General features: G+C 70.9%; 15 protein-coding genes. All 15 read left to right on the top strand.

Annotated elements, in window-relative coordinates; translation table 11 throughout:
- Positions 1 to 6 precede the first annotated feature (6 nt).
- The 15 genes from pgsA to AB5G72_RS08955 all read left to right on the top strand — a co-directional run bounded on the left by pgsA (position 7) and on the right by AB5G72_RS08955 (position 12,812).
- On the top strand, positions 7 to 651 hold the full coding sequence (gene pgsA / locus AB5G72_RS09025) for a phosphatidylinositol phosphate synthase (protein ID WP_440221450.1): 645 nt from the start codon (positions 7 to 9) through the stop codon (positions 649 to 651).
- The gene (locus tag AB5G72_RS09020) at positions 648 to 1,556 is read left to right on the top strand and encodes a phosphatidylinositol mannoside acyltransferase (protein ID WP_440221449.1); all 909 of its coding nucleotides are present in this window, start codon (positions 648 to 650) and stop codon (positions 1,554 to 1,556) included. The genes pgsA and AB5G72_RS09020 overlap by 4 nt, the downstream gene beginning before the upstream one ends.
- A gap of 7 nt (positions 1,557 to 1,563) precedes the next feature.
- Positions 1,564 to 2,679 carry a glycosyltransferase family 4 protein gene (locus tag AB5G72_RS09015; RefSeq protein WP_440221482.1) on the top strand — a complete coding sequence of 372 codons (1,116 nt, stop codon included), beginning with the start codon at positions 1,564 to 1,566 and terminating at the stop codon, positions 2,677 to 2,679.
- A complete protein-coding gene (locus tag AB5G72_RS09010) occupies positions 2,669 to 3,268 on the top strand; it encodes a LemA family protein (RefSeq protein WP_253003648.1) in 600 nt (199 codons plus the stop codon). Before AB5G72_RS09015 ends, AB5G72_RS09010 begins: the two co-directional genes overlap by 11 nt.
- Positions 3,269 to 3,363: 95 nt before the next feature.
- Positions 3,364 to 4,269 (top strand): pyridoxal 5'-phosphate synthase lyase subunit PdxS, encoded by a 906-nt coding sequence (gene pdxS / locus AB5G72_RS09005; RefSeq protein WP_120283374.1) that lies wholly within the window; start codon positions 3,364 to 3,366, stop codon positions 4,267 to 4,269.
- A 7-nt stretch (positions 4,270 to 4,276) separates the two neighbouring features.
- Positions 4,277 to 5,149 carry an acyl-CoA thioesterase gene (locus AB5G72_RS09000; protein WP_119193229.1) on the top strand — a complete coding sequence of 291 codons (873 nt, stop codon included), beginning with the start codon at positions 4,277 to 4,279 and terminating at the stop codon, positions 5,147 to 5,149.
- Complete coding sequence (gene pdxT / locus AB5G72_RS08995) at positions 5,146 to 5,760, top strand: pyridoxal 5'-phosphate synthase glutaminase subunit PdxT (RefSeq protein WP_096905399.1); 615 nt, start codon at positions 5,146 to 5,148, stop codon at positions 5,758 to 5,760. Before AB5G72_RS09000 ends, pdxT begins: the two co-directional genes overlap by 4 nt.
- Before the next feature lie 81 nt (positions 5,761 to 5,841).
- Positions 5,842 to 6,594 (top strand): YebC/PmpR family DNA-binding transcriptional regulator, encoded by a 753-nt coding sequence (locus tag AB5G72_RS08990; protein WP_096905400.1) that lies wholly within the window; start codon positions 5,842 to 5,844, stop codon positions 6,592 to 6,594.
- A gap of 61 nt (positions 6,595 to 6,655) precedes the next feature.
- On the top strand, positions 6,656 to 7,315 hold the full coding sequence (locus tag AB5G72_RS08985; protein WP_067717868.1) for a crossover junction endodeoxyribonuclease RuvC: 660 nt from the start codon (positions 6,656 to 6,658) through the stop codon (positions 7,313 to 7,315).
- A complete protein-coding gene (gene ruvA / locus AB5G72_RS08980; RefSeq protein WP_119193231.1) occupies positions 7,312 to 7,911 on the top strand; it encodes a Holliday junction branch migration protein RuvA in 600 nt (199 codons plus the stop codon). The genes AB5G72_RS08985 and ruvA overlap by 4 nt, the downstream gene beginning before the upstream one ends.
- Positions 7,911 to 9,029: a Holliday junction branch migration DNA helicase RuvB gene (gene ruvB / locus AB5G72_RS08975; protein ID WP_120283368.1), complete on the top strand. Its 1,119-nt coding sequence runs from the start codon at positions 7,911 to 7,913 to the stop codon at positions 9,027 to 9,029. Before ruvA ends, ruvB begins: the two co-directional genes overlap by 1 nt.
- An 89-nt stretch (positions 9,030 to 9,118) precedes the next feature.
- A complete protein-coding gene (gene yajC, locus AB5G72_RS08970; protein WP_120283366.1) occupies positions 9,119 to 9,427 on the top strand; it encodes a preprotein translocase subunit YajC in 309 nt (102 codons plus the stop codon).
- A gap of 144 nt (positions 9,428 to 9,571) precedes the next feature.
- Complete coding sequence (gene secD, locus AB5G72_RS08965; RefSeq protein ID WP_268093123.1) at positions 9,572 to 11,200, top strand: protein translocase subunit SecD; 1,629 nt, start codon at positions 9,572 to 9,574, stop codon at positions 11,198 to 11,200.
- Positions 11,197 to 12,258, top strand: a complete 1,062-nt coding sequence (gene secF, locus AB5G72_RS08960) for a protein translocase subunit SecF (protein ID WP_440221448.1) — start codon at positions 11,197 to 11,199, stop codon at positions 12,256 to 12,258. The genes secD and secF overlap by 4 nt, the downstream gene beginning before the upstream one ends.
- A complete protein-coding gene (locus AB5G72_RS08955; RefSeq protein ID WP_120283360.1) occupies positions 12,255 to 12,812 on the top strand; it encodes an adenine phosphoribosyltransferase in 558 nt (185 codons plus the stop codon). Before secF ends, AB5G72_RS08955 begins: the two co-directional genes overlap by 4 nt.
- The last annotated feature ends 31 nt before the right edge of the window (positions 12,813 to 12,843 follow it).

Raw genomic sequence — 12,843 nt, 5'->3', positions numbered from 1 at the left:
AGTCGAATGCTCAGCGAGTACGGAAGGTCGGGGGTCGCCAGGGTGGCCCACCCCCTGGCGGCGTTCCTCGTCCGTAGCGGCGTCACCGCCAACGGGATCACCCTCGCCGGACTCCTGCTGACCTGCGCCGCGGCGATCACCCTGTTCGGACCCGGACACCTGGTGGCCGGCGCGATCGTCATCGCACTGTGCACCCTGTTCGATCTGGTGGACGGGGCGGTCGCCCGCGCGGGCGGGGGCGGGTCACCGTACGGAGCCCTGGTCGACGCGGTCTCCGACCGGGTCGCGGACGGCGTGATCCTGGCGTCGCTGGTGTGGTGGCTGGTCTACACCGAGCCCGACAACCGGTACGCGCTGGTCATGCTCCTGTCCTGCCTGATCCTGTCCCAGGTGGTGTCCTACTCCAAGGCCCGCGCCGACGCGGGCGGACTCCGCACACCGGCCGGGCTCATGGAGCGCGCCGATCGCCTGGTCCTCATCCTGCTCGCCGCCGGCCTCGAGGGGCTGGGGGTGCCGTGGGCACTCGAGATCGGGCTGACCGCCGTCGCGGCGGGCAGTTTCGTCACGGTGATCCAGCGGGTGTGGGGCGGACGCACCGACTACCTCGAACGCGTGGCGCGTAGCGACGCCCCCGCGGTGGGAGACCGATGAGCGCGCTCGGCGATCACCTTTCCGATCTCGGCTACGCCGCCGGGTGGGCCGTCGTGCGCGCGCTTCCCGAGCCGGCCGCCCGCGCGCTCTTCCGGGCGGGAGCCGATTTCGCCGCCCGCAGACAGGGCCCGGACTCTCAGCTGCGCCGGAACCTGGCCCGTGTCCTGGGGGTCGCCCCGGCAGAGGTCCCCGACCAGCTGATCCGGGATTCCTTCCGGTCCTACGCCCGTTACTGGCGGGAGGCCTTCCGCCTGCCGTCGATGGACCGCGAGGCGGTGGCCCGCGAGATGGACCGGACGATCGCCGGGGTCGAGCACCTCGACGCGGCGCTCGAGCAGGGGCGCGGGGTGGTCGTCGCGCTGCCGCACTCGGCCAACTGGGATCTGGGCGGCACCTGGCTGGCGCGACGCTACGGCGGGTTCGCCACCGTCGCCGAGAGACTCGAGCCGGAATCGCTGTACCAGCGCTTCCTGGACTTCCGCGAGGGCCTGGGCTTCACCATCTACCCGCACACGGGCGGACCCACCCCGCCGCTGGACGCCCTGCGCGAGTACCTCGCAGGGGGCGGGATCGTCTGTCTGCCGGGGGAGCGGGACCTGCGCCGGACCGGGGTGCCCGTGACCTTCTTCGGCGAACAGACGCGCATGCCCGCGGGGGCGGCCCGCCTCGCCGTGGAGACCGGCGCGCCGCTGCTGGTCGCCCAGTTCTGGTACGCCGACGAGGAGACGATGCGGGTCCGCATCACCCCGCCCATCGACGTCTCAGGTGGTATCGAACCGGCGGTCCAGGCGATGGCCGACCTGTTCGCCGAGGGGATCGCCCGGCACCCCGCGGACTGGCACATGCTCCAGCCACTGTGGCTGGACGACCTGCCGGCCGAGCGGCGTGCGCGGATCGAGCGCTGACCCCGCCGTGCGCATCGGCATGATCTGCCCCTACTCGTTCGACGCCCCGGGCGGGGTGCAGGCCCACGTCGTGGACCTGACCGAGGAGTTGCGACGCCGCGGACACACTGTCCGTGTCCTGGCCCCGGGCAGTCCCGGCAGCGCGCCGGTTTCCGGGATGACCCTGACGGGGCCGGGCGTCCCGATCCCCTACAACGGGTCCGTGGCCCGGCTCAGCTTCGGCCCCTCCACCTGGCGGGCCACCCGACAGTGGCTCCGCGAGCAACCGCTGGACGTCCTGCACATTCACGAGCCCAACGCCCCGGGCGTCGGCATGTTCGCCCTGGCGATGTCCTCCGGGCCCATCACGGCCACGTTCCACACCTCCACCACGGGGTCGATGATCCTCGGCGCCGCCGACGGGGTCCTGGCCCCGCTGCTGGAGAAGATCCGGGGACGGATCGCGGTGTCGACCCTGGCGCGCCGCTGGCAGATGGAGGCCCTGGGCTCCGACGCCGTCGAGATCCCCAACGGCGTCGACGTGTCCGCGTTCACCGACGTCGACACCTCAGCCGAACCGACCGACGCACCGACCGTGGCGTTCCTCGGCCGCTACGACGAACCCCGCAAGGGGATGGGCGTGCTCGCCGCAGCGCTCCCCGCCGTCCTGCGGGACGTCCCGGGCCTGCGGCTGCGGGTCATGGGCGACGGCGACGAGCGGACACTGCGCTCCGCCCTCCCGGCCGGGTTGGACGTGGAGTTCCTCGGCCGGGTCGACGACACCCGCAAGGCCGCGGTGCTGGCCGCGGCGGATGTCTACTGCGCACCCAACACCGGCGGGGAGAGCTTCGGCATCGTCCTCGTGGAGGCCATGGCCGCCGGGACCGCCGTCGTGGCCGCCGACCTCGACGCATTCCGCCGTGTCCTCCGGGACGGCGAGTGCGGGGAACTCGCCACGGTCGGCGACGCCGGTGCCCTCGCCGCAGCCCTCACGAGGGTCCTCACCGACCCCGGGCGCCGCGCCGACCTCCGCACCCGCGGTCTCCAGGCGGTCCGGGAGTACGACTGGCCCGTCGTCGCCGACCGGGTCGTGCGTGTGTACGAGACCATCCGCGGCCCGGGGGAGACGCTGCGTGTCCGCTGAGCTGATCGTCCTCGTCGTCGTCGTCCTCGTCGCCGCGCTCGCGGCGTTGTTCACCGCGTACCTCACCGCCCACCGCCTGGACCGGCTCCACATCCGCACCGACCTCGCCCGCGCCGCCCTGACCGGGGCCCTCGAACGACGCCACACGGTCGCCGCCGCCGTCGCCAGCGACCTCTCGGCGCGGGACCCGGCGGGCGCGGACCGCCTGGTGCGGGCGCTCGCGCACGCCCGCGCCCACCCCCCGGGGGCGATCGCCGGGCCGGACCCCGCGCCGCACCCCGACCACCGACGCCGTCGCAACGACGGCAGCGCGCCTGACGACGCCCCCGAGCCCGACGCCGAGGTCGCGGAGAACACCCTCGGCGTCGTCCTGTCCGGGGTCGACACGGACGCCCTGCCCGACGATCTCGCCGCCGAACTGGAGGACGCCTCGGATCGCGTGTCCATGGCCCGGCGCTTCTACAACGACGCCGTCCGCGACACCCGCAGTCTGCGGGAACAGGCCCCGGTCCGCCTCCTGCGACTGGCCGGCCGGGCCCCGATGCCCGGGTACGTCGAACTCGTCGACGCACCGCCACCGCAGGCCTGACCAACCCCGGTGGGGCGGCGGTTGGGGCGCCGGGGTGAGGGAGACCTACACTGGACCCCTGTCACACGTCGTCTGAGCCAGGAAAGGCCTATTTCGTGAGCGACCCGCAGTCCAGCGAGAACACCACCGGAACCGCACGCGTCAAGCGAGGTATGGCGGAGATGCTCAAGGGCGGCGTCATCATGGACGTCGTCACCGCCGAGCAGGCGAAGATCGCCGAGGACGCCGGCGCCGTGGCCGTGATGGCCCTCGAGCGCGTCCCCGCCGACATCCGGGCCCAGGGCGGCGTCGCCCGCATGAGCGACCCCGACCTCATCGACGGCATCATCGAGGCCGTCTCCATCCCCGTGATGGCCAAGGCCCGCATCGGGCACTTCGTCGAGGCCCAGATCCTCCAGGCCCTCGGCGTGGACTACGTCGACGAGTCCGAGGTCCTCACCCCGGCCGACTACGCCAACCACATCGACAAGTTCGGCTTCACCGTGCCGTTCGTCTGTGGCGCCACCAACCTCGGCGAGGCCCTGCGCCGCATCACCGAAGGCGCGGCGATGATCCGCTCCAAGGGCGAGGCCGGCACCGGTGACGTCTCCAACGCCACCACCCACATGCGCCAGATCCGGCAGCAGATCCGCAAGCTCCAGAGCCTGCCGTCCGACGAGCTGTACGTGGCCGCCAAGGAGCTGCAGGCGCCGTACGAGCTGGTCAAGGAGGTCGCCGAGACCGGCAAGCTCCCCGTGGTCCTGTTCACCGCGGGCGGCATCGCCACCCCGGCCGACGCCGCGATGATGATGCAGCTCGGTGCCGAGGGTGTGTTCGTCGGTTCCGGCATCTTCAAGTCCGGCAACCCCTCCGAGCGGGCCAAGGCGATCGTCAAGGCGACGACCTTCCACGACGATCCGGAGATGCTCGCGACCATCTCCCGCGGCCTCGGCGAGGCCATGGTCGGCATCAACGTCGACGACATCCCCGAGCCCCACCGGCTCGCCGAGCGGGGCTGGTGACCCGCCGGTGGCGAAGATCGAGGACATCCTCGAGATCGAGCGGATAGACCGCGACCTCTACCGGGGACCGGCCATCCGCACGCACCTGCAGCGGACCTTCGGCGGCCAGGTCGCCGGTCAGACCCTCGTCGCCGCGGTCCGGACCGTGGACTCCGATAAGCACGTCCACTCCCTGCACGGGTACTTCATCCGGCCGGGCATCCCCGATGTGCCGACCGTCTTCCAGGTCGACCGCCTCCGGGACGGTCGCAGCTTCGCCACCCGCCGTGTCACCGCCATCCAGGAGGGGGAGCCGATCTTCTCCATGTCGGCCTCCTTCCACCTCGTCGACCAGGAGGGCATCGAGCACCAGGACTCGATGCCCCGGGTCGTGGGGCCCGAGGAGATCGACGTCCCGACGATCGACGACCTCGACGAGGCCCACCGCGTCTTCGTCGAGGAATGGGCCCAGTGGGACATCCGGATCGTCCCCCGGGACCGCCTGGAGACGAGTTCGGTGCTGGCCTCGCAGCAGCGGGTGTGGTTCCGCAGCGTCGACACGCTGCCGGACGACCCCAATTTCCACGTGTGCACGCTCGCGTACATGTCGGACATGACCCTGCTCGGTTCGGCCAAGGTCCCGCACCCCGACGAGCCCACCCAGGACGCCTCGCTCGACCACGCCATGTGGTTCATGCGCCCCTTCCGGGCCGATGACTGGTTGCTGTACGACCAGACCTCGCCGTCGGCGTTCGGGGGGCGCGCCCTCACCCAGGGGCGGATCTTCGACCGCTCCGGCAGGCTCGTCGCCGCCGTCACCCAGGAGGGACTGTCCCGCCGTCTGCGACCGGGAGCCCAGTCGTTCCCGGTGAGCACCACCGACGACCCGTCCAAGAAGTGAGCACGGACGCCCCGACCGTCGGTGTCCTCGCCCTCCAGGGCGATGTCGCCGAACACGTCCGCCACCTCGAGTCCGTCGGCGCGCGGGCCGTGGCCGTCCGCCGGCGCTCCGAGCTCGACGGCGTGGACGGACTCATCCTGCCCGGCGGGGAGTCCACCGCGATGAGTCGGCTGTTGGACGTCTACGACATGTACGAACCGGTGGCCGAGAGGATCTCCGGCGGCATGCCGGTCTACGGCTCCTGCGCGGGCATGATCCTGCTGGCGTCGGTCGTCCTTGACACCCGGGCCGACGCCACCTGGTTCTCCGCGATCGACATGACCGTGCGACGGAACGCCTTCGGACGGCAGGTCGACTCGTTCGAGGCCGACCTCGTCGTCGACGCCCTCGGCGCCGACCCGGTCCGGACCGTGTTCATCCGCGCACCCTGGGTCGAGACGGTCGGCCCCGACGTGGAGGTACTCGCCCGCGTCCGCGCCTCCGACGGCCACGATCACGTGGTCGCGGTGCGGCAGGGCAACGCCCTGGCGACCTCCTTCCACCCCGAGGTGACCGACGATGTGCGCGTTCACCGGTACTTCGTCGACATGGTGCGGCAGTCGACCTCGTAGACTGGCCAGTCAGCGACACATCGCACCGGGCGGCCAACCGAGGTCGGCCCGGACTGACACCCCCGGAGGGCGGAACATCCCATGTCAGGCCATTCCAAGTGGGCCACCACCAAGCACAAGAAGGCCGCGATCGACGCCAAGCGCGGCAAACTCTTCGCCAAGCTCGTCAAGAACATCGAGGTGGCGGCCCGTACGGGCGGCGGTGACCCAGCCGGCAACCCCACGCTCTACGACGCCATCCAGAAGGCCAAGAAGAACTCTGTCCCGGGCGACAACGTCGAGCGGGCGCGCAGACGTGGCGCCGGCGAGGAGGCGGGCGGCGCCGAGTGGGAGACCATCATGTACGAGGGGTACGGCCCGAACGGCGTGGCCCTGCTCATCGAGTGTCTGACCGACAACCGCAACCGCGCCGCGGGCGAGGTGCGCACGGCGATGACCCGCAACGGCGGCAACCTCGCCGACCCCGGTTCGGTGGCCTACCTGTTCACCCGCAAGGGCGAGATCGTGCTGGACAAGGGTGAGCTCGAGGAGGACGACGTCCTCATGGCCGTACTCGAGGCCGGGGCCGAGGAGGTCAACGACCTCGGCGAGCAGTTCGAGGTGGTCTGCGAACCCACCGACCTCGTCCGGGTGCGCACCGCGCTCCAGGAGGCCGGCATCGACTACGACTCGGCCGAGTCCGGGTTCCGCGCCTCGGTCGAGGTGACCGTCGACGCCGACGGCGCCGCGAAGGTCTTCAAGCTCATCGACGCGCTCGAGGACTCCGACGACGTCCAGAACGTCTACTCGAACCTCGACGTGCCGGACGACGTGCTGGCGGCGCTCAACGCCTGACGGGCGGCCCACTGGTAGGGTCTCGAACGTAGGTTCTACCACTGGTCGGCGAAAGGTCGCTATGCGCGTGATGGGTGTGGACCCGGGACTGACCCGGTGCGGGCTCGCGCTGATCGAGACCGAGCCGGGTCGGGCCGTCACGGCGTTGGACGTGGACGTGGTGCGGACGACCGCCCAGGAACCACTCGAGAGGCGCCTGCGGGCGGTCCACGCCGTTGCGGACGAGTGGATGGAGATCCACCGCCCGGACGTGGTCGCCATCGAGCGGGTCTTCGCCCAGAACCAGGTCTCCACCGCCATGGGCACTGCCCAGGCCGCCGGCGTCGTGGCACTGGCCGCCGCCTACCGCGACATCCCGGTGGCCTTCCACACGCCCTCCGAGGTCAAGGCGGCCATCACCGGCAGCGGGCGCGCGGACAAGAAGCAGATGACCCTGATGATCACCCGGATCCTCGGCCTGCAGAAGCCCCCCAGCCCGGCGGACGCGGCCGACGCCCTCGCGCTCGCCGTGTGCCACAGCTGGCGGGCGCCCATGCAGGGCCGGGTCGCCGCGCTGGACGGCCATGTCGCGCGGTCCCGGGCCGGGTTCGAGTCGAAGGTGGCGGCGGCACGGGACGCCGCCACGTCGAACGCACACGGTGGTCGCAGCGCGGCCGCCGATCAGGAGCGCGCCCGGGCCGCGGCCCGGGGCATGGCGCGGACGAAGGGAGTGCGCTGGTGATCGCCTCGATCCGGGGGACCGTGGCCGAGATCGGCCTGGACCGCTGCGTGGTGGAGACCGGGGGAGTCGGGGTGCTCGTTCACGCGACCCCCGCGGCGCTCGCCGGTCTCCGGCGCGGCGCGGAGGGGATGCTCCACACGGAGCTGGTGGTGCGCGAGGATTCGCTCACCCTGTACGGATTCGACTCGGTGGACGCGCGTCAGTTGTTCCTCACCGTGCAGACCGTCTCCGGCGTCGGACCACGACTGGCCCTGGCGATCGTCGCGACCCTCGAGCCGGAGGTTCTCGTCCGGGCCCTCGGAACCGGGGACGTCAGGGCGTTGACCCGCGTCCCCGGCGTGGGCAAGCGCACGGCCGAACGCATGGTGCTGGAACTCAAGGACAAGGTCGGTCCCGTGTCCGACGGTGGCTCCGTGGGGATCCAGGGCGGCGCGACAGGCGGGTCGGCCGCGACCGAGGTCGCAGAGGCACTCGAGGGCCTGGGCTTCTCCTCCGCGGAGGCCGAGAAGACCGCCACCGCGGTGCTCGCGGCCGAGCCGGACCTCGACCCGGCGCAGGCCCTGCGACTGGCCCTCAAATCACTTGGTAGGCGCTGATGGCGGGACCGTTCGACGCGCCCGGCGACGGGCGTTCCCCCGACGTCGACGACGGGGCGGGCCACGAGGGCGAGCTGTCCGCGTCCGCGACCCCGTTCGACACCGACGTCGAGGGTGCCCTCCGACCCCGCAGCCTGGGCGAGTTCATCGGTCAGGAGACGGTCCGGGAGCAACTGGACCTGGTCCTCACCGCCGCCACCCGCCGCGGGGTCGTGCCCGACCACCTGCTCTTCTCCGGGCCGCCCGGGCTGGGCAAGACGAGTCTCGCGATGATCGTCGCGGCGGAACTCGGCGGCTCACTGCGGATCACCTCCGGTCCCGCGCTCGAACGACCCGGCGACCTCGCCGCGATGCTGTCCAATCTCATCGAGGGCGACGTGCTGTTCATCGACGAGATCCACCGCATCGCGCGCCCGGCCGAGGAGATGCTCTATCTCGCGATGGAGGACTTCCGGATCGACATCATGGTGGGCAAGGGGCCCGGTGCCACCTCGATCCCGCTGGAGATCGCCCCGTTCACCCTGGTCGGTGCCACCACGCGATCCGGAGCGCTGACCGGTCCGCTGCGCGACAGGTTCGGGTTCACCGCGCACATGGACTTCTACACGGACACCGACCTCGCCAGGATCGTCACCCGCGCCGCGGACATCCTCGCCATCCCCGTGGAGCCCGATGCCGCGCTGGAGATCGCCGGCCGGTCGCGGGGCACACCCCGTATCGCCAACCGACTCCTGCGGCGGGTCCGTGACTTCGCCGAGGTCCGGGCCGACGGTCGCATCACCGTGCCCGTCGCCAGGGCCGCCCTCGAGGTGTACGAGGTGGACGAGCTGGGGCTCGATCGTCTCGACCGCGCGGTCCTGAGGGCGCTCCTCGTCCAGCACGAGGGCGGGCCCGTCGGACTGAGCACTCTGGCGGTGGCCGTGGGGGAGGAGTCCACCACCCTCGAGGAGGTCTGCGAGCCCTTCCTCGTCCGCGCCGGTCTGCTCGCACGCACCCCGCGCGGGCGGATCGCCACCGCCGCGGCGTGGGACCACCTGGGGCTCACCCGCTCCGACAACGCGGCCGGGGACCCGATGCTGCCGGTCGAGGTCGACCGGGGCCCCGGCGCGCGCGGCTGAGCCCCGGGCTGGCATCCTCGGACGAGACCGTCCGTAGCCCGGACCCGCCAGCGACCCGGAACCGGCGGGTCCATGTCAGGAGGACCCGAATGGGACTGGAACTGCTGCTGCCGTTGATGATCGTCGTGCTGATCGTGCTGATGGTCCTGCAGAGCACGAGACAACGCAGGGCGATGAAGGACATGCGGGAGATGCAGGCCTCACTGACGGCGGGCGATCGTGTGCTCACCACCTCGGGCCTCCGCGCGACCATCGTCTCCGTGGGAGACGAGACCGTGGAACTGGAGATCGCGGAGGGTGTCCACACCCAGTGGGACCGTCGCGTCATCCGCGAGAAGATCGACGCCGGTACGCCCCCCGGAGCCGACACCGGCACCGGTGCCGCGGATTCCCTGTAGGCCACGACCGGCGATTAGTGTAATGGGGCCCTCCGGCCGGAGGCCCCAGACGAAGACCGAGAGAGATCACCTGTGTCACCAGCTCGTCCTCGAGGCGCCGACGCCCGCCCCAGACCGTGGGCGCTGCTGTCCGCGTTCTTCCTGGTGCTGTTCATCTTCTTCCTCGGCGCCTTCGCCGTCGCCGAGCGCGGCCTGACGCCGAAGCTGGGCATCGATCTGCAGGGCGGTACCCGCGTCACGCTGATCCCCAAGGGAGACCCCGACGAGGCGGACCTACAACTGGCCCAGGACATCATCCGGGACCGGGTCGACGGGCTCGGCGTCGCCGGGACCTCGGTCGTCATCGAGGGCAGCAACATCGTCCTCACGGTGCCCGGTGAGGACTCCAGCCAGGCCCGTGACCTCGGCACCACCTCACAGCTGACGATCCGTCCCGTGCTGCAGGTCCAGCCCGTCGCCGAGGGCGACGTCGAGCCCGTGCCCGCCGCCAAGGGGGACCGCGACGCCGTCGCCAGGGAGGTCGAGGAGGCCCGCGAGCTCCGCCAGGGCGACCCGCAGGAGCTCACCGAGACCCTCGCGACCTTCCGCTGCCCGGAGCGCGATGTCCTGGCCGGCTTCGACGACCCGTCCCAGGCCCTCATCGCCTGCGGCGAGGGCGCCAAGTACGTCCTCGGCCCGGTCCCGTTGCTCATCGGGGAACCGGAGGACGGGAAGCGGCTCGACGGGCAACAGATCGTCAAGGACTCCGTCAGTTCCGGGTTCAACCAGCAGGCCGCCAAGAACGAGGTCTCCTTCCGGTTCAACGCCGGACCCGGTGAGCAGGGCAGCGCCACCTGGTCCCGCTTGACCCAGGAGAACCTCCAGCGGCAGATCGCCATCCTCCTCGACGGCGAGGTCATCAGCGCGCCCGTCGTCCAGGGCGTCACGCCGGTCGGTTCGGCGACCTCCATCACCGGTGACTTCAGCACGGACGAGGCGGCCTCTCTCGCCGCGAACCTGCGCTACGGTGCCCTGCCCATCTCCTTCGAGGACCCCAACGTCGACAACGTCCCGGCGTCCCTCGGTCTGGCCTCGCTCGAGGCGGGCCTGCTCGCGGGCGCCATCGGATTCCTGCTGGTACTGGCGTACTCGGCCTTCTTCTACCGCCTGCTCGGTGTGCTGGCGTTCCTCTCGCTGGCCCTGTCGTTCCTGCTCACCTACATCCTGTTGGTCTTCCTCGGATACACCGTCGACTACAGCCTCGACCTCGCGGGCATCGCGGGCCTCGTCATCGGTATCGGCATGACCGCCGATTCCTACGTCGTGTTCTTCGAGCGCATCAAGGACGAACTGCGGGACGGCCACCGTTTCAGATCCGCGGTGCCGCGGGCCTGGAAGAGTGCCAGCCGCACCATCGTCACCGGCAACATGGTCAGCCTCATCGGAGCGCTGGTGCTCTACCTGCTGGCCAGCGGCGAGGTGCGCGGATTCGCGTTCACCCTGGGCCTCACGACCATCATGGACGTCTTCGTCGCGTTCACCGTGACCTGGCCGCTCGTCTACCTCGCCTCCACCAAACCCACCTTCGCCAAGACCTGGGCGAACGGGATGGGACGGATGGAGAACCTCCAGGCAGCCGCGGCGGAACAGCGCCGCATCGACCGGAAGACCGAGAGCGATCTCGAGCAGGGCCAGGGCCGCGGGGTCACCGCGACCATCCGCGGCCCGGGCGGCGACACCATCACCGAACCGCGCACCGAGCGTCCCGCCACCGATGAGGAGGAGGGCCGATGAGCACTCCCACGACCACCGAGCCCGGGAGCGGCGCCGCCGCCCCCGCCAGCCGGTCCGACAGTTTGTTCACGCGGCTCTACACGGGGACCGGGGCGTTCGGCATCGTCCCGAACCGCCGGAGGTTCTACGTCCTCACCACCGTGATCGTGGCGATCTGCCTGGCGAGCATCATTTTCCGTGGCTTCAGCTTCGGTATCGACTTCACCGGTGGCACCAAGCTCACCATGCCCGCAGCCGACCACGACAAGAGCCGCGTGGCCGCGGTGGTCGAGGAGTCGGTGGGTGAGGAACCGCAGACGGTGCAGATCGTCGGAGCCGGGGACGCGCGCATCGTCGAGGTGGAGACGCGGTTCCTCACCAGCGACGAGATCCGTGCGGCCAAGAACGCCCTCTTCGAGGAGTTCCGGCCGGTCACGGCCGACGGTGACGCCTCAGTGGAGGCGATCGGCGACTCCGCGCGCTCGGAGAGCTGGGGAGGACAGGTCACCGAGAACGCACTGATCGCACTCGGGGTGTTCCTCGTCATCGTCTTCGCCTACATCGCGTTCCGCTTCGAGTGGCGGATGGCCACCGCAGCCATCGTCGCCCTGCTGTTCGACGTACTGACCACCGCCGGTGTCTACTCTCTCGTCGGCTTCGAGGTCACCCCGGCCACCGTGATCGGTCTGCTGACCATCCTCGGCTTCTCGCTGTACGACACGGTGATCGTGTTCGACAAGGTCGAGGAGAACACCCGCGGCATCAGACACACCACGAGCCGCACCTATGCCGAAGAGGCGAACCTGGGTGTCAACCAGACCCTCATGCGTTCGATCCACACCACCATCATCGGCGTGCTGCCCCTGCTGGCGCTGGTCGTGATCGCCGTGTGGATCCTCGGGGTGGGCACCCTCATGGATCTGGCACTCGTCCAGATGGTGGGGATCATCACCGGCACCTTCTCCTCGGTATTCCTCGCCACACCCCTGCTGGTGTCGCTCAAGAACCGCGATCCGGAGATCAGACGCCAGACCGCCAAGGTCCTGGCCCGACGCGAGAAGGCCGAGGCCGCCGCATGACCGAACCAACTCTCAGCCCCGTCTCACCTGCCATCAGTTCGGCCGTGGAGCGGTTGATGCGTCGCGTCGACGATTTCCCCTCCGCGGGCGTCCAGTTCTGCGACCTCACTCCGGTCCTCGCGGACGCCGACGGCTTCGATGCCGTCGTCGCCGGGCTGATCGCCGGGCACGAGATCGGCAGTGTGGACTACGTCGCCGGGCTCGACGCCCGGGGGTTCCTGCTCGCCGGCGCGGCAGCCGTGCGGCTACACACCGGGGTCCTGGCCATCCGTAAGGCCGGCAAGCTCCCGCCACCGGTGCATTCGCGGTCCTACGAGCTCGAGTACGGCGCCGCCACGTTGGAACTCCCCGCGGACGGGCTCGATCTCGGGGGGAAGCGCGTCCTCGTCGTCGACGACGTCCTCGCCACCGGGGGGACCCTCACCGCCGCGGTCGGTCTGCTGGAGGACTGTGGGGCGATCGTCGCGGGGCTGTCCGTGGTACTCGAGGTCCCCGGCCTCGGGGGGCGGGATAGACTGGCCGCCACACCGCTGACCTGCCTCACGGTCGCGTGACCGCCGGCCGTTCCTGACGGCCCGGAACTGG

The sequence above is a fragment of the Dietzia sp. MNB45 genome (assembly GCF_051994785.1).
Taxonomy (GTDB): Bacteria; Actinomycetota; Actinomycetes; order Mycobacteriales; family Mycobacteriaceae; genus Dietzia; species Dietzia kunjamensis.
This window is presented reverse-complemented; position numbering and strand designations above follow the sequence as displayed.

Coding starts and splice junctions, on each gene's coding strand:
- pgsA (WP_440221450.1), top strand. CDS start 7: ATGCTCAGCGAGTACGGAAGGTCGGGGGTCGCCAGGGTGGCCCACCCC.
- AB5G72_RS09020 (WP_440221449.1), top strand. CDS start 648: ATGAGCGCGCTCGGCGATCACCTTTCCGATCTCGGCTACGCCGCCGGG.
- AB5G72_RS08990 (WP_096905400.1), top strand. CDS start 5,842: ATGTCAGGCCATTCCAAGTGGGCCACCACCAAGCACAAGAAGGCCGCG.
- AB5G72_RS08985 (WP_067717868.1), top strand. CDS start 6,656: ATGCGCGTGATGGGTGTGGACCCGGGACTGACCCGGTGCGGGCTCGCG.
- ruvB (WP_120283368.1), top strand. CDS start 7,911: ATGGCGGGACCGTTCGACGCGCCCGGCGACGGGCGTTCCCCCGACGTC.
- yajC (WP_120283366.1), top strand. CDS start 9,119: ATGGGACTGGAACTGCTGCTGCCGTTGATGATCGTCGTGCTGATCGTG.
- secF (WP_440221448.1), top strand. CDS start 11,197: ATGAGCACTCCCACGACCACCGAGCCCGGGAGCGGCGCCGCCGCCCCC.
- AB5G72_RS08955 (WP_120283360.1), top strand. CDS start 12,255: ATGACCGAACCAACTCTCAGCCCCGTCTCACCTGCCATCAGTTCGGCC.